This window comes from Mycobacterium sp. SMC-18 (genome assembly GCF_045310895.1).
Classification (GTDB): domain Bacteria; phylum Actinomycetota; class Actinomycetes; order Mycobacteriales; family Mycobacteriaceae; genus Mycobacterium.
This window is the reverse complement of the sequence record NZ_JBJIAL010000014.1, coordinates 19,137-39,488: the sequence shown is the minus strand read 5'-3', so window position 1 is coordinate 39,488 and position 20,352 is coordinate 19,137. Positions and strand designations below refer to the sequence as shown.

Genomic DNA, 20,352 nt, shown 5'->3' with positions numbered 1-20,352 from the left:
CAGTCGAATCCCACGATCAGCCGGTGCAGCGTCGCGCCGCAGGTACAGGCAATGTGTCCTGCACAACAACGAAATAGGAGCACTTCCCGTATGCTGCACAGACATCGCCGGTGGACCCGGACGCTGGCTGCCCTGACCATCACAGCGCTGGCGGCCACAGCCGCCGGCTGTGCCACATCCAGCAAACCGTCGAAGCTGTCCGCCGACGAGGCCAAGGCCATCGCGGTCGACGCGTACGTCTACGGCTACGCCCTCAACACCGTCGAGATGACGCGGCGGGTCATGACGAACGTCGCCCAGGTGCAGGCGCCCCGGGCCCCGATGGGCCAGTTGATGCGTATGCGGGAGTACCCGAACGCCGCGTTCCGCGACGTCACGGCGCCCAACGCCGACACGCTCTACACAAATGGGTTCATCGACGTCAAAGACGAGCCGTGGATCCTGACGCTGCCCGACGCCCACGACCGGTACTACCTTTTCCCGATGCTGTCGGGCTGGACAGATGTGTTCCAGGTTCCCGGCAAACGCACGACGGGCACCGGCCCGCAGACCTACGCCATCACCGGCCCGAACTGGAAGGGCACGCTGCCCGCGGGCGTGACGGAGTACAAGTCTCCGACGTCGACGGTGTGGCTGATGGGCCGCATCTACTGCGATGGCACGCCTGCGGACTATGCCGCCGTGCACGCGATGCAGGACCAGATTTCGCTGGTGCCGCTGAGTTCATACGGAAAGCCCTACACGCCGCCGGCCGGGAAGGTCGATCCCAGCATCGACATGAAGACCCCGGTCCGTGACCAGGTCGAAAACCTCAGTACCGAAGCCTATTTCGACATGCTTGCCGCCCTGCTGAAGGACAACCCGCCCGCCGCGGCCGACAAGCCGATCATCGAGAAGATGGCCCGCATCGGCATCGTGCCCGGCGAGAAATTCGACATCACCAAGCTCGATGCCGATGTGGCTGCCGCGCTGAAGTCCGTACCCAAGGACGGCGTCGCGAAGATCATGGGCCACTACGGCACTCTCAACACCGTCAACGGGTGGCAATTCACCACCAAGACAGGCGAATACGGCACCGATTACCTGCAGCGCGCCTTGATCACCGCCATCGGGCTGGGCGCGAACCGGCCCCAGGACGCGGTCTACCCGACATCGAAAACCGATGCCGCGGGCCAGCCGTACAATGGCGCCAACAAGTACGTGATGCACTTCGCCAAGGACCAGCTGCCTCCCGCCGAGGGCTTCTGGTCACTGACGATGTACGACGAGGGCTACTTCTTCGTCGCCAATCCGCTCAACCGCTTCACGCTCAGCCAGCGCGACAACCTGGCCCGCAACCCCGACGGATCCGTGGATCTGTATCTGCAGCACGACAATCCGGGACCGGAGAAGCAGGCCAACTGGTTGCCCGCACCCGCCGGCGCCTTCAACCTCATGCTGCGCCTGTACTGGCCGAAGCAGAACCCGCCGTCGATCATCGATGGCACCTGGCAGCCACCGGCCGTGACAAAACTCCCGTAAGCCACGAAACGTACTCGACGCGAGCCGATTTCGCTTTGATCAACCCAAGGAGCACCATGACACCACGCATCACCGCACTGGTTTCCGTCCCACTGATGGGCGTGGCCCTGGCCGTGGCGCCGTTGACGGTGGCCCCCACCGCCGCCGCGGATGTCTGCGCCAGCGCGGGCGGCCGGCACTTCTCCGCCGGCGGCTGCACCAACATCGCGGGCGACGTCGCCGTCGGCACTGCCATTGCGGCGGCGCACGTCCCGTATGTCGCGGGTGAAGTGCCCTGCTACACAGACGAAGGCGTGCCGTACTACACGCCGCCCGGCGCCCCCTGCTGATACTCGGCTGTTGCCCTCGATGGCGCTGTCCCGAACTGTCAAGAATCAGTCTCTAGATGTCAAGACTTCGGGCAGCGCCGTCCTGCACAGTGGGATGAGCGGACCGAACCCGGCCCGCGACCAACCATGGGCCACACCCGGATTGGAGCACGGCCGTCATGTCAGCAGCCGATGTCCTGCCGTGGTGCGGCACGTTGTCCATCGCCATGGCTGCACTGGTGATCCTGGCCGGCCCCACGGCTCGCCGGGCCTATCGCGCCGAAGGTGCGACCGCACCCCGCCGCTGCCCACTGCAGCAACTCATGCGGACGAGCACCACCGACGCCATGTACGTCGACCGGTTCCTCGACGTGAACGCCGAGCCCTGGGTGCTGACACTGCCGGACGCCGCCGATCGTAGATACCTGTTCCAGGTGCTCTCCGGCCGGGCCGACGTGTTCGATGACGCCGACGAGCACGTCGCCTGGACGACGCCGCAGACCTATGCCATCACCGGGCCGAACTGGAACGGCGAACTGCCTGCCGGTGTCACCGAACACCGCTCGCTCGCCCCGATCATCTGGCTGCTGGGCCGCATCGAGTGCACGGGCACGGCCGAGGACCGCGCCGCCGCACAGGAGCTGCTGGACCGGATTTCGCTGGTTCCGTTGAGTGCCTACGTCACTCAGTTCGTGTCCGACTAGGGCGCCATCTCGTACCGACCTGCCAGGTCCCGCACCGTACGGACCATGCGCTCCAGGCGTTCCGGGTCGCCCACCGGTTCCACGATCAGATCCAGCGCGAGCTTCTTCTGCGCCGCGGTGGCGGTCGGCTTGCAATGCAGCGTGGTGGCGTGCCGGGAGAAGTCGGTGACCAGAACCTCGAAAAGCTGGTCCAGCACGTCGTCGTCGGTGTGGTCGATGATGGCCTGCTCGAGGATCAGCTGCGCGTAGGGCAGCAGCGTGAACAGCTCACCGATCGCGAACAGGAAATCGACGTCGTTCTGCTGCTGGGCGGTCGGTGTGGCCGCAGCCAGCAGGGTCTGGAACCCGTTGGCCTGCTTGAGGAACACCGTGACGTTGGGGATGTGCTCGAACTGCCCGAAGATGAATCGCCAGTCCGCAAACGCCACCCGCCCGAGGCCACGGCTGGGACCCTGACGGAACAGGAAGTCGTCGTTGGTGAAGTCCCGACGGCGGCGCACCACCGGCAGGCGGTCGGACCGCAATGCCGCCGGCGCCACCGGAATTCGCGCCACGCGCGGGATGAGTGCCGAGCCGGCCGCACGTAGGCCGGTGGCCAGTGCCCGCGTAGCCGCGTTGGGCGAGTACTCGACGGGAAGCTGCTGCAGCGCCAGCAGTCCGGCGTCGGCGGGACGGAACATGAAGTTCTGCATGAACTTCAGCGACAGCGCCATGTTGACGTGCACAGTGCCTTCCAGGCGCGGCAGACCGGTCGAACCCAGCAGCGCCATCCCGAAGAACATGTCGTTCTCGTAGCCGCGCGCGGCGATCGTGTCCGACAGCAGCGTGATGATCTTCTCGCCCTCACGAGTGACGGTCATCTTCTCGATGGCGTTGAACAGCAGGTAGCGCCGATCAGTCGAGGACGCTGACCGCATGTAGTCGATGGCGCGCTCGCTGTAGAGCTTCATGCCGACCAGCCGGGCGTAGGCCTCGGTGAGCATGCGGCGGATCTGCGGGAACTCGGTGACGTGCTTTCCGAACAGGATTCGATTCTCGGCGTGCGTGACGGCCTCGTACATGGCGTGCTCACACGTGCCGATGGAACCGAAGCCGAGGTTGAACTTACCGATGTTGACGGTGTTGATCGCGGCATGGAAAGCGCCCTTGCCGGCGTGCAGGATGTCCTCGGCGTCGACCGGGTAATCCTCGAGATCGAAAGCAGCGACGTACATCTGGCCGTTGACGACGTTCTTGCGCAGCTTGTAGTCAGCATGCTGACTGTCGGCGGCGAAGAAGAGATACCCCTCGAAATCCTCGTCGGGCTTGCCGCCGTCGAGCGCGGTCGAGCTGTCCAGGATCGGCTTGTCGGCCCGGCGGCCGAATACCGACACCATGCGGGCCAGGTTGCCGTTGCCGATGTAGTACTTGCCGCCGTTCGCCCGGTAGCCGTCGTCGACCGGCGTCAGCACCATGTCCGTCGAGTACACGTCCGCGCCGTGCTCCTTCTCCGATAGGCCGAACGCGAAGATCTCGCCGGCCTCGAGCAGCTGGGCGGCGCGCTTGCGGGCCGCGGTGTTGGATGACTGCCAGATGGGGCCGAGTCCCAGGATCGTGACCTGCCAGACGTACCAGTACTGCATGCCGTAGAAGCCCAGGATCTCACTGAACATCGCGTTGCGAGCGGTGTCCCAGCGCTTGTCGGGGTCACCGTCGGCTTCCGATGCCGGCGTCAGGAACGTCGCGAAAACCCTTTCCTTCTTGAGGAATTCGATGAACTCCGCGTACCAGACGCGGTCGCGGTCCTGCTGCGTCAGCCAGGCCTTGCCGTGGCTCTCGAAGAACTCGATGGTGGCGATGAAGATCTGCTGGGTCCGCTCGTCGAAGTCGGCGAAGTCCGGCTTGTGCGGGTTGAGCATGGTCATGGCGAGCAATCCTACAAGGATGAAGAAAAATTATTCAAACAAGAATAATCCTGCTACATTCAGTTCATGGCCACCGACGCCGCAACGAAGCCCCGCGAGCGGGCCGCCCACCTGGGCCCGGAGCGCCGCCGTCCGCAGATCCTCGATGCCGCACTACAGATCGCTGCGGAATTCGGCACCGCGGCGGTGACCATCGGTGCCGTTGCCACCCACCTCGGCGTCACCCGGCCGGTTGTCTATTCGTGCTTCAAGGACCGCGTGGAACTCCTTGCCGCCCTGCTGGATCGCGAAGGCGAGTCGTTGCGCGAAACCCTGCTGGCGGCGCTGCACACCGGCCGCGGCGACGACCCGGAGGCGGCGTTCATCGACGGCTATCGCGCGCTGCTGCACGCCGTCGAGGACCAGCCGGATACCTGGCGTTTCGTCTACCTGGCGCACGCCGACCCGGCGGTCGCCGACATGGTCGCGGAGACCCGCCGCGCACTCGCGAGCAGCTCGTCGCGCTGGATCGCACCGGCACTGACGATGTGGTGGCAGACCACCGACCTCAATCGCAAGATGCCGGTTCTGACCGAACTGTTCGTGTCGTCCAGCGAGGCGGCGGTCCGGTCCCTGCTCGACCCCGAGAACGACTGGGACGCAGACAATCTCGGTGAGTTTTACGGACGACTCATGTGCCGCGCGTTCGCCGCGGCCTGACGATCAAGGAGTAAGTCGTGCCCCAGCCAGTGCAACCCCTCGCCGACTACGGCTTCTTCGGCCCCGGCACCGTCACCTGGAAGGTGTGGGGACACACCACGACTCCAGTCACCGGCCTCCAGCGGGCCGTTGTGGTCGAGGAACTCGACCCGTCGCTGATCGCAGCCGTCGACGCCACACAGGCCAACTACGACCGGCCGCGCACCCGCTATGACCGCACCGTCCGGTATTTCGCAACTGTCGCGTTCGGCGACAGCGAGTCCGTGGTCAAGGCCGCCGACGTGCTGGTGAAGGTGCACTCGAAAGCGATTGGCACAGAGCCGGTCAGCGGCAACAAGTACGACGCCAACAACCCGCACTCACAGCTGTGGATCCTGCTGACCGGATGGCATTCGGTACTGACCGCCTACGAGATGTACGGCGGCGGCAAGCTCACCCCCGAGGAAGAGAAGCAGTACTGGGAAGAGTGCGCCATCGCGGCCGAATTCCAGACCTGCGACCCGGCCGACGTACCCCGTACCAGCGCCGGTGTTCGCGCGTACTTCGACGAGATGCGCCCACATCTGGCGGTCAGTGAAGCGGCCCGCGCCATGATGGACCACCTGCTCAATGCCAAAGTCGTGCTGCCTCCGGCGCCGTGGGTACTGAAGCCGGTCGTCGAGCTCATCAACCTCGTCCTGCGCGCGGGCACGATTGCCACCATGCCGCGTTGGATGCGCAAGCTCAGCGGTTTCGACCAGCCCCGCGTCGTCGACATCGCCGTGCGCCCGGTACTCAAGGTGGCCTATGGCATCGTCGATCGCAGCCCACGGCTGAAACTCGCCGTGGCGGAGCTGATCGCGCCGTCGGTGACCCAGGTGGCCGCGCCGTACATCCTCGGCGTCCCGGCGATCACCGATGCCGTGTTCACTCCAGAAGAGGCGCGCCGCCGCTACGGATTCGTCAAACCCGCTGACGCACACCACGATCTGCGGGCCAAGCAACAGCAACGGGTGTTCGGCGAAGGCCAGGCTCCCAGCGACGAGGGCTTGATCGAGTCGCAGGCGTACCTCGGGAGTCTCGCCTAGCGCGGCAGCAGTTCGGCGACCAGGTCCCGGACCCGCTCGGCAATGGCATCGCGGATGGGCCGGACGGCCTCGATGGGTTGCCCCGCCGGGTCATCGAGTTTCCAGTCCCGGTAGGACACCCCCGGAAAGTACGGGCAGGTGTCGCCGCAGCCCATGGTGATCACCACGTCGCTCGCTTCCACCGTGTCAGCCGTCAGCACCTTGGGCGCTTCGGCCGTGATGTCGATGCCGAGTTCAGCCATGGCCGCGACCGCGACCGGGTTGATCGCATCGGCGGGAGCCGTTCCCGCAGAACGTACTTCGATCTGCCCGTCGGACAGCTCAGTCAACAGCGCGGCCGCCATCTGCGACCGGCCGGCGTTGTGGACGCAGACGAACAGCACGCTGGGTTTGGGGCTCATGCGGGCACACTCCTCAGCCGCGGCCGCAGCGCCAGCGACAGATACACCAGCGCTACCAGAACCGGCACTTCGATCAGCGGCCCGACGACGCCGGCCAGGGCCTGCCCAGAGGTCGCGCCCCACGTCGCGATGGCGACGGCGATGGCCAGTTCGAAGTTGTTGCCCGCCGCGGTGAACGCCAGCGTCGTGGTGCGTTCGTAGCCGAGTCCGAGGGCGGCTCCCAGCACGTAACCACCGACCCACATGATCGCGAAGTAGACCAGCAGCGGGAGCGCGATACGGGCGACGTCCCATGGGCGAGTGGTGATCTGATGCCCTTGCAGCGCAAAGAGGATCACGATGGTGAACAGCAACCCGTACAGTGCCCACGGCCCGATCCTGGGCAGGAACGTCGACTCGTACCAGGCGCGGCCCTTGGCCTTTTCGCCGAGCCGGCGCGACAGGTAGCCGGCTGCCAGCGGGATGCCGAGGAAGATCAGCACCGACTTCGCGATCTGCCACGGGGACGTCGCAATCGCGGTCTGCGGCAGGTGCAGCCAGCCCGGCAGCACCGACAGGTAGAACCAGCCGAGCACCGCGAACATCAGTACCTGGAACACCGAATTGAGCGCCACCAGAACAGCTGCAGCCTCCCGGTCGCCGCACGCCAGGTCGTTCCAGATGATCACCATGGCGATGCAGCGAGCCAGGCCGACAACGATGAGTCCGGTCCGATACTCGGGCAGGTCCGCGAGGAACAGCCAGGCCAGCGCGAACATCAGCGCCGGCCCGAGCACCCAGTTCAACACCAGTGAGGACAGCAGCAGCTTGCGGTCGGACGTGACGGTGTCGAGCCGGTCGTACCGGACCTTGGCCAGCACCGGGTACATCATGATCAGCAGGCCCAGCGCGATCGGCAACGAAATGCCTTCCACCTGAACCTTTTCCAGCACGACGTCCAGTCCGGGGACCCAGCGGCCGAGCAAGAGCCCGGCCGCCATCGCCAACCCGATCCAGACCGGCAGATACCGGTCGAGCGTCGAGAGTCGAGCTGTCGCCGGAGCGGCGTCAGCGGTCTGCGTCATGCCTGCGCCCCGCAGCACACCGCATCGTCCGATCCACTCGGGGCCGCGCCGAAGGTGTCACTGTCGGCCAGCACGGTGTAGACCTCCCAGCGTTCCCCGCCGGGGGCGGTCACCCAGACCTTGTCCTGCGTGGCAAAGCAACAGGTGGTGCCGATCTCCTCTTCGGTGAACATCCCTGCGTCGGTGAGGCGGGCGATCTCCGCGTGCACGGCGTCGCTGGATTCGACCTCCACGCCCAGGTGGTTGACCGACCCGCCGTGTCCCGGGTTCTCGAGCAGCACCAGTTTGAGCGGCGGATTCGCGATCGCAAAGTTGGCGTAGCCGGGCTTCACCTTGGCCGGCTCGGCGCCGAAGAGGTTGCGGTAGAAGGCGATCGACTCGTCGAGGTTGTCGACGTTCAGAGCCAGCTGGACACGAGACATTGCAGACCTCCTGGGGTATGTGACGTATGTCGAATCTGCGCGCAAGACTGTTCTACGCACCTTTTCGATATATGTCAACAAGCTGGGGTATCATCGGCGGCATGCCCAAGGCACTGCCCGTGATCGACATGTCGGCGCCGTTGTGCTGCGCCCCGGTAGCCGCGAGCCCGACGGATGACGCCGCGGCCCTCGACCTGGCCATGCGGCTCAAGGCACTCGCCGACCCCGCGCGTGTGAAACTGATGTCGCTGCTGTTCACGTGTGACGAGCCCTGTACCACCGGCTCCCTCGCCGCCGCCGTGGGCCTGGCCGAATCGACGGTCAGTCACCACCTCGGCCAGCTACGCGCCGCCGGGTTCGTCATATCCGAACGTCAGGGCATGAACGTGCACCACACCCCGCGGCGCGACGCACTCGCCGCGCTGTGCCGGGTGCTCGACCCGAATTGCTGCTGACAGCCCTCGCAGGCCCTGCGGGCTTCCGACCGGGCAGATCAGCCCGGCAAGGGCAGGCCGAATGCGGTGGCGAGGACGCCGGCCCCGGCGGCCAGCAGCAAGGTGATCACGACGTTGACCCGGCTGAACACCGCGACCACCGCCACCGCCAGCACGACGTACTGCCAGGTCTGGCTGATCGACATGGCCAGTGGCACCGCCGAGCCGAGGATGGCACCGACAGCGGCCGGACCCGCGCCGTCCAGGAAGGCCCGCACGTATCCATTGCTGCGAATCCGGTCGAAGTGCCTGGCGCCCAACAGGATGAACAGGAACGACGGGCTGAAGGCCACCACCGAGGCCAGCACCCCGCCGAGCAGTCCCGCGGCGGCATAGCCGACGACGGCGACGGTCTGCACCACCGGTCCCGGCGTGATCTGGCCCAGCGCAACGGCATTGAGGAACTGAGCCCCGGTCATCCAGTGGTAGTGGTCAACGGCATCGGCCTGCATGAGCGGAATGATGACGAAGCCGCCGCCGTACGACAGCGCGCCGACCTTCAACGCCACCCAGCACAGCGAACCCAGCGTGCCCAGTGTCAGGGAGTGCAGCGCCAAGACCGGCATGCTGCGAGCACCGGACCGGGGCAGCGTCGTCGTCCGCACCAATTCGATTGCGCCACAGGCCAACAACACCACTACCAGCCACGGGCCCAGCAGCGCCGCCGCGGCCGCGCCGCATGTGACATACACCAGCCACCGGATGGAGCTGGTGCGCCGCTGCCAGCTCGCGGGGATCAATGCGGCCCCGGCATGGACGGCGACGGCGGCCACCGCCGCGCCCGCGCCGGCCCCGGCGGCCAGCACCCACCGTGGTGGGGAACCGGCCAGGAACAACGCCGCCAGGCCGAGGATGACGATGAGCCCCGGAATGATGAATGCGGCGCCACCGACCAGCGCACCCAGGCGGCCACGGACGCGCCAGGCGCAGTAGATCGACAGCTGCGTCGACGCCGGCCCCGGTAACAGGTTGCAGGTGGCGATCGCGTCTTCGAACTCGGTGGCACCGATCCAGCGGCGCCGCTCCACGCACAGGCTGCGCAACAGCTTGATGTGCGTGGGCGGCCCACCGAAACCGATGCATCCGATGGTGCCCCACTCACGCAGTACGGTGCCCAGGGACACTCGGGGCGATGCATCCTCTGCCGGGGTGGTCACGACCAATCATCCTGGCGGGTCACGCCGTATCGCGCACCTTACGGGCAGGCGACATCCATCTCGAAGCTCTTGCTCACCTGCTGCGGCGACCGCGGATTGTTCAGGTCACTACCGCTGGCGGTGCCCTTGATCGCGTACGACTTGCCCCGCACGGCGGCGACGGCCTGGTCCGCCTCGCCGGGCTCGGAGCTCGTGAACCCCAGCGCGACACCGTCGACGGTGCCGAGCCCGACGGTACGAACCTGTGGCGGATCGCTCGTCGTCACCACCGCGCCGACCCCGCTGGAGATGTCGCCGATCCCGATCGTGACGTTGTCACCCGCCTGGTGGCAGGTCACCCCACCGCTCACCGGCCGCTGCTGTCCGTCAACGATGACCTGCGGCGCGCGCAAGCCCGAATTCGGTGAGCCGGCAGTCGGTTTGGAGTTCTCCGTGGAACAACCGGCCAGTCCTAGCGCGACCACACCGATCACGAGAGTCTTGCGTACCAACGTTCTCCTCCTTCGCGTCCGGGATATCTGGCGGTACAGGCCAGGGGTTCCCCAGAGCGAAGGAGCCGAATCGTCAGCGGCAGAGAATCGTCAGCGGCAAAGAGCTACGGGCAAACGGTCACGATGCCGGCGGGGCCGGTAACGCAGGGCAGGTTGACGTAGACCTCAGGGCCATCCCAGCCCGGACCACGCCAGCCGGGTGCACCCCAACCGCGGCCGGGGTGTCCGTCCCAGTCGTCGTGGCCGTGGCCCCAGCCGCGGTCCATCGGGATCGTGGCGGGGTCGTGCGCCGGAGCAGCGCTCGCGATTCCGGCACCGACACCCAAAAGCGCAGCTCCCAGGCTTGCGGCAAGGGCTGTAGTCGACGCAATCTTCTTCATCGTGGCCATGGCCATCCTCCGAAATAAGCAAAAAATCAAAATGCAATATGCGGTCTAAGTATATGACGCTGACGCTGCTGAAGAAATTCCGGTGGTCGCCGACGAGCGACTCCGCCCGGGATCGCCGAGCCTCGCGTAGCCTGTCAGCAAACCGATCTTGCATGGGGGATCCCAATGAAGCGCACACGCACAGCAGCTCTGTTCGCGGCGGTCTCGTCGGCGGCCGCCATCGTGATGGCCGTCCCCGCCCACGCCGACGACCAGATTGACCCGATGTTCCTGCAGGCCGTGCATGACAAGGGCATCCTGATGCCGAACAGCACCGCCATCAAGCTCGCGCACGGCACCTGTAGCGCGATGCGCAGCGGCGGCGTCAACTCGGCACTGAGCTACCTGAAGAAGAACGCCGGCAACCTGTCCAATGACGACGCCGTCAAGTTCGGCGGACTGGCCATCTACGCGTACTGCCGCGAGTTGACGCCGAAGGGGCAGTAGGTCAGGACTCCCCGGCCTCAGCGGTCAACGTGTGGGCCGCTTCCATCAGCATCCAGCCGGCCACCTGTACCGACAGGTCGCGTTCCGGGATATCAGACGAATTCACCGCGCCGTCAACGGATTTCGCCTGCTCGCCGGTGTCCTTCGGCAGCTCGGCCGCACGGTTCCAGAACGCGCCGAACAGCGGGATGCCGTTGACGGACTGCCGGTAGTCCCACGCCGATTCCGCTGATTTGAGCACCAGCTCGCGCGCGGTCGTCCTGGCCGCGTCGTCCGCCTCGGTATCCCCCGGCAAGGTCGTGGCCACCAGCGTCAGGTAGCGGGCCAGGATGGCGCCGAACAGGCCACCGTCGCCGCCTCCCGCGCCCCTGATCACGCCGTCGTCCAGCATGTGGTCCTTGACCGCTGCCACCAGGCGATGCACCCGCTCCGCGTGCCGCGGATCGCCGGTACGCACGGCCAGCTCCACTTCCAGGCCCAGCACCACGCCCTGGCAGTACGTGTACTGGGCGCGCACCATGGAACCGCCCTTGATGCCGTCGAACACCAGGTGCGTATCGGGGTCGATCAGCGTGCCGTCGATCCAGTCGGCCATCTGCTGCGCCCGCCGCAGGCGGTCGTGGCGGGCCAGGAAGATGCCGGCCGGACCGTTCGCCGGTGCGTTGAAGAACTGGTCCTGCTTGCGCCACGGGATACCGCCGCCGTCCTCGGGCACCCACGCGTTGAGGAACTGGTCGGCAAACGTCTTGAGCGCCTTGGGCCGGGCCACCCCGACCAACCGGCCGGACCGCTCCAGTGCGAGCGCCAGCCACGCCATGTCGTCGTAGTAGTTGTTGGTCCAGGACCCGTTGTTGCGCAGGCGATGTCCGCGGATCTGACGGCTGATGCGGGCGACGCGGTACTCCTGGGGGTCGCGCAGCTGCGCATCGATCATGCAGTCCAGCAGGTGCGCCTGCCACCAGTAGTCCCAGCTCTTGAACAGCCGGTCGGCACGCGTCGACGGCCAGGCCACCACGCCCAGCTGGGTGCCGGGTATCCCCCAGAGCCGCCGGATATGCCGGTTGAACACCGCCGTCTCGGCGCTGGCCGCACGGTTCGCCCAGACTGCATCCCCGTCGCTCCGCTCCACCGGACGCTGATCCATGCGTTCCATCCTGCCCTACCAGGCCCGATCCAGTCCTGCGTGTTGAGTGATCCAGGTGTGCATGACGATCCCGGCGGCCACCCCGGCGTTGATGCTTCGGGTCGAGCCGAATTGCGCGATGGACACCGTCATCATCGACCCCGTCTTGGCGTCGTCGGTGATGCCCGGCCCCTCCTGCCCGAAGATCAGCAGGCACGCGCGGGGCAGCGTCGTCTCTTCCAGCCGCACCGAGCCGGGCACGTTGTCGACGGCCACCGGCGTCAGCCCCTTGGTTTCGGCGAACGCCAGCAATTCCGCTGTGGTGGCGTGGTGCATGAGTCGCTGGTAGCGGTCAGTCACCATGGCGCCCCGGCGATTCCACCGCCGCCGGCCGACGATGTGCACGGTGTCCACCGCGAACGCGTTGGCGGTGCGGACCACCGCGCCGATGTTGGCGTCGTTGCCGAAGTTCTCGATCGCGATGTGCAGCGGGTGCCGGCGCTGGTCGATGTCGGCGATGATCGCCTCCCGCGTCCAGTACCGGTAGGCATCGACGACGTTGCGAGAGTCGCCCTCACGCAACAACTCCGGGTCGTAGCGCGGATCGTCGGGCAGCTCGCCCGGCCACGGGCCGACGCCGGGTCCAGCTCCCCATTCGGTGGGGCCGGGCACATCGGCGTGGTCGACGATCTGGTCAGTCACGCGAAATCCACACCGCCGCATGCGTTCCCACCACGGTGACGGTGGCGTACAGCAGCGCCTGGTTGATGTCACCCTGCGTACACAACGACGCGCGGGTGTTGATCGCCCCGACCTTCGAGTCGGGCAGCACCAGCAGCGTCGCACCGTAGACGTCGCACATGTGCGACAGGCCGGGCGGTGGCAACGTCGGCGCCACCGCGATCATCAGCGGCCCGCCGCGCTTGGCCGAGTCATCTTTGTACCTGCTTGCCAGGCCGCCGATTTCGAGGCCGAGCAGCATGTAGCCCTTGCCGGTGAACGCCGTCGGATCCCCCAGCGCCGCCGGGATCAGCTGCCCACCGTCGGCCCGGAACCCGTCGACGCTGGTGGCTTTGAGGGTCAATCCGGTGTCGGACTCATTGGTCGGCGTCAGCCCGACGGGGTACGCCGCACCGTAGGCGACGGTGGTGTCCTTGATCCGGTCCGCGGGCGAGTACAGGTAGACGCCACGCACCTGGGTCTGATCGCGCATCGGGCCCAAACAGACTGTGCCCGTGACCTTGTCCGGGTTCTGCACGACGGCCGGGTTGATCTTGAGGTTGGGGACGCCGACGCAGCCACCGATCAGGTTCGATTCGAGGGGGTGCGCCAATGCGCCGTACAGGCCGAAGCGCAGCGTCTCGGGCTTGGCGTGTTCACCGCCGGCCTTCGCGGCGGCCAGATCGACGTCGATCAGCACCTGATCGTCTTGAAAGCGCAGGTTGGACACCGAGACGTTCCAGCCCAGCAGCGCCTGCGACTCTCCGACTTTGGCGCTGGGCGCACCGAAGACGACAGAGCTGGCGGAACCATCGCTCGAACACGCGACCAGCACGCCGGCCAGCAGCACAGTCAGCAGCCGCGAGGCCAACCTGCGAAAAGACATGCGGCCAAGGTTAGCCGCAGGCGAATCAGCGCTGATAATTCGGCGCGGGACGGCCGTTACGGGCCGGCGCGAACTGCGTGTAGCGCCCGACGTCGGCGCGGCCGGGGGCCTGGTTGCTGCGGCCGGTGGGCAGTTCGTTCTGACGCATCGGGCCGGCGCTGAGCGGGCGGCTCGGCGAACCGCTGCGACGGGCGACGGCCTGACCGGCGACACTGTTCTGGCCGGACGGCACCGGCGGCAGCACCCGCAGCAGGTCGTTGAACTGGCGGACGGTGCGCAGACCCTCGTCCCACTGAGCGCGGGTGCTGGTGATCGGCATGGACACCAGCGTCCAGTTCTGCTCGTTCCACATGATCTCGGCGCAATCCGGGGCGGTGTGCGAGAACGTCACCATGCGGCGGTCACAGGCGCGACGGGCGGCATCGAGGTTCGTGGAGTAGACCATGCGGGGCCCGATGGCGCCGAGCAGCCAGATGTCGTTTTCCCGCGGCTCCGGGATGTCCTTGAGGCGGACGTCCATGGCCACGTTGGTGCCGACCTTGCGGTGCAGGGCGATGACGGTGGCCACGTCGTCGAGGTCGAAGATGAACACGGCCTCGCCGCGGATCTGTCCGAGGACGACATTGCGGGCGTGCACGTTCTCACCGACGGTCGACATGATGCCGCGGCTCCACCGCTTGACCAGGTCGGGAGTCTCGTGTTCGTAGTCGAACCCGTGCGACTTCGCCCATGACTTGCGGCGCCGGCCGAGGCCACGTCGACGGTCGATGTCGACATACAGCAGCACTGCCGCACCCACGAAGCAGAGTGCGGAAAGCGTGAACCAGAGCGGGACCATCGGACCAAGCCTACTGGTTGGTACCCGAAATGCTCGAACTCGAATTGGTTACAAGCTGGTCACGTGCTATTTGAGGTAGGCCACGATCGCGCTCGTGAGCCCCCGCCGGGCCACGTCGAGGTCGGTGTAGGTACCGAGCTGGCGTTCGGAGGCGATACCGCGCATCGCGCCGGGGATGAACGAGGCCACCTCGCGCACCCGCTCGGGGTCGACGTCCAGGTCGGCGAAGGCCTGTTGGCAGGTCTGCAGCCAGCTCTGCCCCCATGACGACAGTTCGGCGGCGGTCTTCGGGTACAGCCGTTCCAGCTCGGCGTGGTCTCGTGGCAGCGCCGCGCGCAGGTTCTCGATGGCCCGCGAATCGCCGATGGTCAGGCCGTCGTAGAGCAGGTCGATGATGGTCGCGACGCGTTGGTGCAGCGTAGTGGCGCTGTCGTGGTGGCTCAGCATGCCCGCGCGGCGCTCGGCGGTCCGGCGCAGGACGGCGGCCCAGAAGCCGTCGATATCGCCGAACTGGTACTTCACGGCACCCCAGGTGACGCCGATCTCCTTGGCGATCCGGTTGGCCGATACCGCGCCCGGATCGCCGGTGGCCAGCGCCTTGCGCGCGGCCTCCAACATGCTCTCCCGGGTGGCGTCACCGCGCTTGTTGGTTCGTCGTGCCGCCGCGGTCATCGTCCGAGATTAGCGCAGTTTCGCAGAACCCTCTTTCAAAGTTTCACAGAACCTCCTACGATTCGGCTCATGGCCAAACCCACGCTGCCCATGAAGCCGACGGGATGGTTCCAGGTCGCCTGGTCGGACGAGGTCGAAGTCGGCGTGGTGCACGCCATGAAGTACTTCGGCGAGGAGATGGTCGCCTGGCGCGCCGAATCCGGCGCCGTCACCGTCATGAACGCCTACTGCGAGCATCTCGGCGCACACCTCGGCTTCGGCGGCCACGTCGTCGGCGAGACCATCCAGTGCCCGTTCCACGGCTGGCAGTGGAACGCCGAAGGCCGCAACGTCTGCATCCCGTACCAGGACCGGCCCAACCGCGGCCGCCGGATTCGTACCTACCCCGTCACCGAGCGCAACGAGGCCATCTACATCTGGCACGACGTCGAGGGCCGGGAGCCGTTCTTCGAGGCGCCCGACGTGTTCGCATCGTTCAACGACGGCAGCAGCGCCGCCGACTACTACCCCCAGCAGCGACTGTTCCGCGAAACCCTCGAGCTGCATCCGCAGTACGTCCTGGAGAACGGCGTCGACTTCGCGCACTTCAAGTTCGTGCACCAGACGCCGATCGTGCCGGTGTTCACCCGGCACGACTTCGCGGCACCGGTCTCCTACGTCGACTTCACGATCACCTTCGAGGGCAGCGACCAGCAGTCGATCGAGGATGTCCGCAGCGGCGTCGAGGCGATCAACGGCGGTCTCGGCATCGCCGTCACCAAGAGCTGGGGCATGATCGACAACCGCACCATCTCGGCCGTCACCCCCGTCGACGAGTGCACCTCCGACGTGCGATTCATGGTCTACATCGGGCGGACACCGGGCAAGGACAGCCCCCGGGCCGCCGAGCGCGCCGCCGCCTTCGGCGACGAGGTGATCCGGCAGTTCACCCAGGACATCCACATCTGGTCGCATCAGCGCTATGCGGATCCGCCGGCGCTGGCCACCGCCGAATACGAGGGCTTCACCGCAATCCGCAAGTGGGCCATGCAGTTCTATCCCGAAACCCCGAAGGGCTGACCAGATGTCCAAGATTCGCGTCTTCCAGGTGGCAACCGGCAACGTCGGTACCGAGATGATCAGGCGCATCGGCAAGCGTCCCGACCTCGAGTTGGTCGGATTGCATTGCTATACAACGGAAAAAGTGGGACGCGATGCCGGCGAGATCGCGGGTATCGGGCCGATCGGCGTCATCGCCACCGGCTCGGTCGACGACATCATCGCCGCGAAACCCGATGTCCTCACCTTTCACGGCGTCTTCCCCGACGAGGATCTCTACGTGAAAGTCCTTGAGGCCGGGATCAATATCGTGACGACGGCCGACTGGATCACCGGCTGGCACCGCGACACCAACCACCCGCACCCCTCGGGCAGGCCGGTGTCGCAGCTGCTGGCCGAGGCCTGTGCCAAGGGCGGGTCGACGTTCTACGGCACCGGGATGAACCCCGGCGTCAACCAGATCCTGGGCGTGGTGTGTTCGGCGGACGTCGCCGAGATCGAGAACGTCACCACCATCGAATCCGTCGACGTGTCGTGCCATCACAGCAAGGACACCTGGATCGAGGTGGGATACGGCCTGCCCGTTGACGATCCGTCGATCCCGGCGAAACTGGAGAAGTACACACGGGTGTTCGCCGACAGTGTGCTGATGATGGCCGACTGCTTCGGGCTCGAGCTCGACGAGGTGACATTCAGCGCGGAACTCGGCGCCTGCACCAAGGATGTCGACCTGGGCTGGTACACGCTGCCGAAGGGCTCCCTTGGCGGCAACTACATCAAGTACCAGGGCATGGTCGACGGGGTGCCGCGCATCGAGACGCACCTGGAATGGCAGATGACGCCGCACACCGACCCGAGCTGGAACATCAAGGGCTGCTACATCACTCAGATCAAGGGTGACCCGTGCGTCTACAACAAGCACATGATCTACCCGAAACCCGGTGTGGACCTGTCGAATCCGGACAATTTCGCCTCGATCGGCATGACCGTGACGGGGCTGCCCGCACTCAACGTCATCGCCTCGGTGGTCAAGGCCCCGCCGGGACTGTTGACGAGCGCCGACGTGCCGCTGCGTGGTTTCGCGGGCCGCTTCAACATCTGACGCCCAGCGAAAAGTACGTAGCTTCAATCACTAGGCACTTGCATCCGGCCCGACAGAAGCCAGGGACCGTTCTGGGCCCTCAGACGTCCCTCAGTTCAATCTCCAACTGGAGATGGCAGTCCGGTTGAACTCATGCACTTTTCGTCGGCACTGTTGCGCACCCCAAGCGAAAACCCCCTATTTCCAAAGAAATAGGGGGTTTTCACGTCTACTCGGGAACTACCTGAGACTCAGCCGAGCACCAGGCTCTCGCCGTCTTCGCTGACGTTCACCGGGACGGTGTCGCCGTCGTGCACCTCGCCGGCCAGCAGCTTCTTGGCCAACTGGTCGCCGATCGCCTGCTGCACCAGCCGGCGCAGCGGGCGCGCACCGTACAGCGGGTCGAAGCCACGGTCGCCCAGCCACTTCTTGGCGTCCAGCGAGACCTCCAGCTGGAGGCGCCGCTGAGCCAGCCGCTTCTGCAGCTGCTGCAGCTGGATGTCGACGATGGACACCAGCTGGTCCGGGTTCAGCGCGTCGAAGATCAGCACGTCGTCGAGCCGGTTGATGAACTCCGGCTTGAACTTGGCACGCACCGCCGCCATCACCTGATCCGGAGTACCTCCGGCGCCCAGGTTGGACGTCAGGATCAGGATGGTGTTGCGGAAGTCGACCGTGCGGCCCTGACCGTCGGTCAGCCGTCCTTCGTCGAGCACCTGCAGCAGCACGTCGAAGACGTCCGGGTGGGCCTTCTCGACCTCGTCGAACAGCACCACCGTGTACGGGCGTCGCCGCACCGCCTCGGTCAGCTGACCGCCGGCGTCGTAGCCGACGTAGCCGGGAGGGGCACCGACCAGACGAGCCACCGAGTGCTTCTCGCCGTACTCGCTCATGTCGATGCGGACCATCGCGCGTTCGTCGTCGAACAGGAACTCCGCCAACGCCTTTGCCAGCTCGGTCTTACCGACACCGGTCGGGCCCAGGAACAGGAACGAACCCGTCGGGCGGTTGGGGTCGGCGACCCCGGCCCGGGCCCGGCGCACGGCGTCGGACACCGCAACCACCGCTTCGGCCTGGCCGATGACGCGCTTGCCCAGCTCGCTCTCCATCCGCAGCAGCTTGGCCGTCTCACCCTCGAGCATGCGGCCGGCCGGGATGCCTGTCCACGCCGACACCACGTCGGCGATGTCGTCGGGGCTGACCTCTTCCTTGAGCATGACGTTCTCGCGGGCCTCGGCAACGGGCAGCGCCGCGTCGAGTTGCTTCTCGACCGCGGGGATCCGGCCGTACCGCAGCTCGGCGGCCTTGGCCAGATCGCCGTCGCGCTCGGCCCGGTCGGCCTCACCGCGCAACGTCTCCAGCTGTTCCTTGAGCTCGCGGACGATGTCGATGGCGTTCTTCTCGTTCTGCCACCGGGTGGTCAGCTCGGAGAGCTTCTCCTTGTAGTCGGCCAACTCCGAGCGCAGCTTCTCGAGCCGCTCCTTCGACGCGTCGTCCTCTTCCTTGGACAGCGCCATCTCCTCGATCTCGAGGCGACGGACCAGTCGCTCGACCTCGTCGATCTCGACAGGCCGCGAGTCGATCTCCATGCGCAGCCGGGACGCGGCCTCGTCGACCAGGTCGATGGCCTTGTCCGGCAGGAAGCGGCTCGTGATGTAGCGATCGGAAAGGGTCGCCGCGGCCACCAGAGCCGAGTCCGTGATGCGCACACCGTGGTGTACCTCGTAGCGGTCCTTGAGGCCGCGCAGGATGCCGACGGTGTCCTCGACCGACGGCTCACCGACCAGCACCTGCTGGAAGCGGCGCTCCAGGGCGGCGTCCTTCTCGATGTACTTGCGGTACTCCTCGAGCGTGGTCGCACCCACCAGCCGCAGCTCGCCACGGGCCAGCATGGGCTTGATCATGTTGCCGGCGTCCATCGCGGATTCGCCGGTCGCGCCGGCACCCACGATGGTGTGCAACTCGTCGATGAAGGTGATGACCTGACCGGCCGAGTTCTTGATGTCATCCAGGACGGCCTTGAGCCGCTCTTCGAACTCGCCGCGGTACTTGGCGCCGGCCACCATCGAGCCGAGGTCCAGGGAGATGACGGTCTTGTCCCGCAGGCTCTCCGGCACGTCACCTTGGACGATGCGCTGGGCCAGGCCCTCGACGATCGCGGTCTTACCGACGCCGGGCTCACCGATCAGCACGGGGTTGTTCTTCGTGCGCCGGCTCAGGACCTGCACGACACGACGAATCTCGTTGTCGCGACCGATGACCGGGTCGAGCTTGCCGTCCCGGGCGCGTGCTGTCAGGTCGGTGGAGTACTTCTCCAGCGCCTGGTAGCTGCCCTCGGGGTCGGGGCTGGTGACGCGGGCGCTGCCGCGGACCTTCACGAACGCCTCGCGCAGGGTCTGCGGCGCGGCGCCGTGGTTGACCAGCAGCTTGGCGACGTCGGAGTCGCCACTGGCCAGGCCGTACAGCAGGTGCTCGGTGGAGACGTATTCGTCGTCCATCTCGGTGGCCAGGTGCTGGGCAGCCGTCAGGGCTGCCACCGACTCACGAGACAGTTGCGGCGTCGAGTTGGCGCCACTGGCACTCGGCAGCTGGTCGATCAGCCGCTGGGCTTCGGCCCGGATGGCGGCGGGCTCGACACCGACGGCCTCCAGCAGAGGCGCGGCGATGCCGTCATTCTGGGTCAGCAGAGCCATCAACAAGTGCGCCGGACGGATCTCCGGGTTTCCGGCGGCAGTCGCCGCCTGCAACGCTGAGGTCAGCGCCGCCTGAGTCTTCGTGGTCGGGTTGAACGAGTCCACGACACCTCCCTTTCGTCTACAGAAAAATGCTTGTCGCTGAGTTCAACGTCGTCAAGGTTGAGTCTGTTCCGCTCAAGTCTAGAAAATTC

Annotated in this window: 20 protein-coding genes and 1 pseudogene; 9 read left to right on the top strand and 12 right to left on the bottom strand. The window is 66.4% G+C overall.

Annotated features, from left to right (window positions below):
- The first annotated feature begins 90 nt into the window (after positions 1–90).
- The 3 genes from ACJH6J_RS14610 to ACJH6J_RS14600 all read left to right on the top strand — a co-directional run bounded on the left by ACJH6J_RS14610 (position 91) and on the right by ACJH6J_RS14600 (position 2,533).
- On the top strand, positions 91–1,521 hold the full coding sequence (locus ACJH6J_RS14610; protein ID WP_212808168.1) for a DUF1254 domain-containing protein: 1,431 nt from the start codon (positions 91–93) through the stop codon (positions 1,519–1,521).
- Positions 1,522–1,577: 56 nt separating this feature from the next.
- Positions 1,578–1,850, top strand: a complete 273-nt coding sequence (locus tag ACJH6J_RS14605) for a hypothetical protein (RefSeq protein ID WP_212808167.1) — start codon at positions 1,578–1,580, stop codon at positions 1,848–1,850.
- Between the two features lie 158 nt (positions 1,851–2,008).
- A complete protein-coding gene (locus ACJH6J_RS14600; protein ID WP_212808166.1) occupies positions 2,009–2,533 on the top strand; it encodes a DUF1254 domain-containing protein in 525 nt (174 codons plus the stop codon).
- Here the strand turns inward: ACJH6J_RS14600 and ACJH6J_RS14595 are convergent.
- Positions 2,530–4,437: an acyl-CoA dehydrogenase gene (locus ACJH6J_RS14595; RefSeq protein WP_406804126.1), complete on the bottom strand. Its 1,908-nt coding sequence runs from the start codon at positions 4,435–4,437 to the stop codon at positions 2,530–2,532. The genes ACJH6J_RS14600 and ACJH6J_RS14595 overlap by 4 nt on opposite strands.
- A gap of 66 nt (positions 4,438–4,503) precedes the next feature.
- On the opposite strand from ACJH6J_RS14595, the gene ACJH6J_RS14590 reads away from it, so the two are divergent.
- Positions 4,504–5,136, top strand: a complete 633-nt coding sequence (locus ACJH6J_RS14590) for a TetR/AcrR family transcriptional regulator (RefSeq protein ID WP_212808164.1) — start codon at positions 4,504–4,506, stop codon at positions 5,134–5,136.
- 17 nt (positions 5,137–5,153) lie between these two features.
- Positions 5,154–6,203, top strand: a complete 1,050-nt coding sequence (locus tag ACJH6J_RS14585; RefSeq protein ID WP_244872690.1) for an oxygenase MpaB family protein — start codon at positions 5,154–5,156, stop codon at positions 6,201–6,203.
- Here ACJH6J_RS14585 and arsB read toward each other — a convergent pair.
- Positions 6,200–7,668, bottom strand: a pseudogene (gene arsB, locus ACJH6J_RS14580) (ACR3 family arsenite efflux transporter). The gene ACJH6J_RS14585 and the pseudogene arsB overlap by 4 nt on opposite strands.
- Positions 7,665–8,090 (bottom strand): ArsI/CadI family heavy metal resistance metalloenzyme, encoded by a 426-nt coding sequence (locus ACJH6J_RS14575; protein WP_212808161.1) that lies wholly within the window; start codon positions 8,088–8,090, stop codon positions 7,665–7,667. The pseudogene arsB and the gene ACJH6J_RS14575 overlap by 4 nt, the downstream one beginning before the upstream one ends.
- A gap of 101 nt (positions 8,091–8,191) precedes the next feature.
- Here ACJH6J_RS14575 and ACJH6J_RS14570 point away from each other — a divergent pair, with 101 nt between their 5' ends.
- Positions 8,192–8,545, top strand: a complete 354-nt coding sequence (locus tag ACJH6J_RS14570) for an Rv2640c family ArsR-like transcriptional regulator (RefSeq protein ID WP_318984658.1) — start codon at positions 8,192–8,194, stop codon at positions 8,543–8,545.
- 38 nt (positions 8,546–8,583) lie between these two features.
- On the opposite strand, the gene chrA is transcribed toward ACJH6J_RS14570, so the two are convergent.
- The 3 genes from chrA to ACJH6J_RS14555 form a co-directional block, all read right to left on the bottom strand.
- The gene (gene chrA, locus ACJH6J_RS14565) at positions 8,584–9,741 is read right to left on the bottom strand and encodes a chromate efflux transporter (RefSeq protein WP_406804125.1); all 1,158 of its coding nucleotides are present in this window, start codon (positions 9,739–9,741) and stop codon (positions 8,584–8,586) included.
- Between the two features lie 38 nt (positions 9,742–9,779).
- Positions 9,780–10,232 (bottom strand): lipoprotein LpqH, encoded by a 453-nt coding sequence (locus ACJH6J_RS14560; protein WP_406804124.1) that lies wholly within the window; start codon positions 10,230–10,232, stop codon positions 9,780–9,782.
- 104 nt (positions 10,233–10,336) lie between these two features.
- A complete protein-coding gene (locus ACJH6J_RS14555; protein WP_406804123.1) occupies positions 10,337–10,621 on the bottom strand; it encodes a hypothetical protein in 285 nt (94 codons plus the stop codon).
- Positions 10,622–10,786: 165 nt separating this feature from the next.
- On the opposite strand from ACJH6J_RS14555, the gene ACJH6J_RS14550 reads away from it, so the two are divergent.
- Positions 10,787–11,107 carry a DUF732 domain-containing protein gene (locus ACJH6J_RS14550; RefSeq protein WP_212808157.1) on the top strand — a complete coding sequence of 107 codons (321 nt, stop codon included), beginning with the start codon at positions 10,787–10,789 and terminating at the stop codon, positions 11,105–11,107.
- 1 nt (position 11,108) lies between these two features.
- On the opposite strand, the gene ACJH6J_RS14545 is transcribed toward ACJH6J_RS14550, so the two are convergent.
- From ACJH6J_RS14545 to ACJH6J_RS14525, 5 genes are all read right to left on the bottom strand, one after another.
- A complete protein-coding gene (locus ACJH6J_RS14545) occupies positions 11,109–12,251 on the bottom strand; it encodes a glycoside hydrolase family 76 protein (protein ID WP_406804122.1) in 1,143 nt (380 codons plus the stop codon).
- A 15-nt stretch (positions 12,252–12,266) separates the two neighbouring features.
- Positions 12,267–12,953, bottom strand: coding sequence for an RNA methyltransferase (locus tag ACJH6J_RS14540; protein ID WP_212808155.1), 687 nt, complete (start codon positions 12,951–12,953; stop codon positions 12,267–12,269).
- A complete protein-coding gene (locus tag ACJH6J_RS14535; RefSeq protein WP_212808154.1) occupies positions 12,925–13,836 on the bottom strand; it encodes a hypothetical protein in 912 nt (303 codons plus the stop codon). The genes ACJH6J_RS14540 and ACJH6J_RS14535 overlap by 29 nt, the downstream gene beginning before the upstream one ends.
- A gap of 25 nt (positions 13,837–13,861) precedes the next feature.
- Positions 13,862–14,674, bottom strand: a complete 813-nt coding sequence (gene ttfA / locus ACJH6J_RS14530; RefSeq protein WP_212808153.1) for a trehalose monomycolate transport factor TtfA — start codon at positions 14,672–14,674, stop codon at positions 13,862–13,864.
- 66 nt (positions 14,675–14,740) lie between these two features.
- The gene (locus ACJH6J_RS14525) at positions 14,741–15,346 is read right to left on the bottom strand and encodes a TetR/AcrR family transcriptional regulator (protein WP_212808152.1); all 606 of its coding nucleotides are present in this window, start codon (positions 15,344–15,346) and stop codon (positions 14,741–14,743) included.
- A gap of 69 nt (positions 15,347–15,415) precedes the next feature.
- Here ACJH6J_RS14525 and ACJH6J_RS14520 point away from each other — a divergent pair, with 69 nt between their 5' ends.
- Together ACJH6J_RS14520 and ACJH6J_RS14515 are read left to right on the top strand one after the other, a co-directional pair.
- On the top strand, positions 15,416–16,405 hold the full coding sequence (locus tag ACJH6J_RS14520; protein WP_212808151.1) for a Rieske 2Fe-2S domain-containing protein: 990 nt from the start codon (positions 15,416–15,418) through the stop codon (positions 16,403–16,405).
- A gap of 4 nt (positions 16,406–16,409) precedes the next feature.
- The gene (locus tag ACJH6J_RS14515) at positions 16,410–17,486 is read left to right on the top strand and encodes a dihydrodipicolinate reductase (protein ID WP_212808150.1); all 1,077 of its coding nucleotides are present in this window, start codon (positions 16,410–16,412) and stop codon (positions 17,484–17,486) included.
- 230 nt (positions 17,487–17,716) lie between these two features.
- Here the strand turns inward: ACJH6J_RS14515 and clpB are convergent, their stop codons facing one another.
- Positions 17,717–20,263, bottom strand: a complete 2,547-nt coding sequence (gene clpB / locus ACJH6J_RS14510) for an ATP-dependent chaperone ClpB (protein WP_318984667.1) — start codon at positions 20,261–20,263, stop codon at positions 17,717–17,719.
- Positions 20,264–20,352 lie beyond the last annotated feature (89 nt).

What these genes read in the sequence shown, in the direction of transcription:
- ACJH6J_RS14575 (WP_212808161.1), bottom strand. Translation starts at nt 8,090, where the DNA reads ATGTCTCGTGTCCAGCTGGCTCTGAACGTCGACAACCTCGACGAGTCG.
- ACJH6J_RS14600 (WP_212808166.1), top strand. Translation starts at nt 2,009, where the DNA reads ATGTCAGCAGCCGATGTCCTGCCGTGGTGCGGCACGTTGTCCATCGCC.
- ACJH6J_RS14605 (WP_212808167.1), top strand. Translation starts at nt 1,578, where the DNA reads ATGACACCACGCATCACCGCACTGGTTTCCGTCCCACTGATGGGCGTG.
- ACJH6J_RS14535 (WP_212808154.1), bottom strand. Translation starts at nt 13,836, where the DNA reads ATGTCTTTTCGCAGGTTGGCCTCGCGGCTGCTGACTGTGCTGCTGGCC.
- ACJH6J_RS14515 (WP_212808150.1), top strand. Translation starts at nt 16,410, where the DNA reads ATGTCCAAGATTCGCGTCTTCCAGGTGGCAACCGGCAACGTCGGTACC.
- ACJH6J_RS14540 (WP_212808155.1), bottom strand. Translation starts at nt 12,953, where the DNA reads ATGCGGCGGTGTGGATTTCGCGTGACTGACCAGATCGTCGACCACGCC.
- ACJH6J_RS14590 (WP_212808164.1), top strand. Translation starts at nt 4,504, where the DNA reads ATGGCCACCGACGCCGCAACGAAGCCCCGCGAGCGGGCCGCCCACCTG.
- ACJH6J_RS14550 (WP_212808157.1), top strand. Translation starts at nt 10,787, where the DNA reads ATGAAGCGCACACGCACAGCAGCTCTGTTCGCGGCGGTCTCGTCGGCG.
- ttfA (WP_212808153.1), bottom strand. Translation starts at nt 14,674, where the DNA reads ATGGTCCCGCTCTGGTTCACGCTTTCCGCACTCTGCTTCGTGGGTGCG.
- ACJH6J_RS14525 (WP_212808152.1), bottom strand. Translation starts at nt 15,346, where the DNA reads ATGACCGCGGCGGCACGACGAACCAACAAGCGCGGTGACGCCACCCGG.
- ACJH6J_RS14520 (WP_212808151.1), top strand. Translation starts at nt 15,416, where the DNA reads ATGGCCAAACCCACGCTGCCCATGAAGCCGACGGGATGGTTCCAGGTC.
- ACJH6J_RS14545 (WP_406804122.1), bottom strand. Translation starts at nt 12,251, where the DNA reads ATGGATCAGCGTCCGGTGGAGCGGAGCGACGGGGATGCAGTCTGGGCG.
- ACJH6J_RS14555 (WP_406804123.1), bottom strand. Translation starts at nt 10,621, where the DNA reads ATGGCCACGATGAAGAAGATTGCGTCGACTACAGCCCTTGCCGCAAGC.
- ACJH6J_RS14570 (WP_318984658.1), top strand. Translation starts at nt 8,192, where the DNA reads ATGCCCAAGGCACTGCCCGTGATCGACATGTCGGCGCCGTTGTGCTGC.
- ACJH6J_RS14610 (WP_212808168.1), top strand. Translation starts at nt 91, where the DNA reads ATGCTGCACAGACATCGCCGGTGGACCCGGACGCTGGCTGCCCTGACC.
- ACJH6J_RS14595 (WP_406804126.1), bottom strand. Translation starts at nt 4,437, where the DNA reads ATGACCATGCTCAACCCGCACAAGCCGGACTTCGCCGACTTCGACGAG.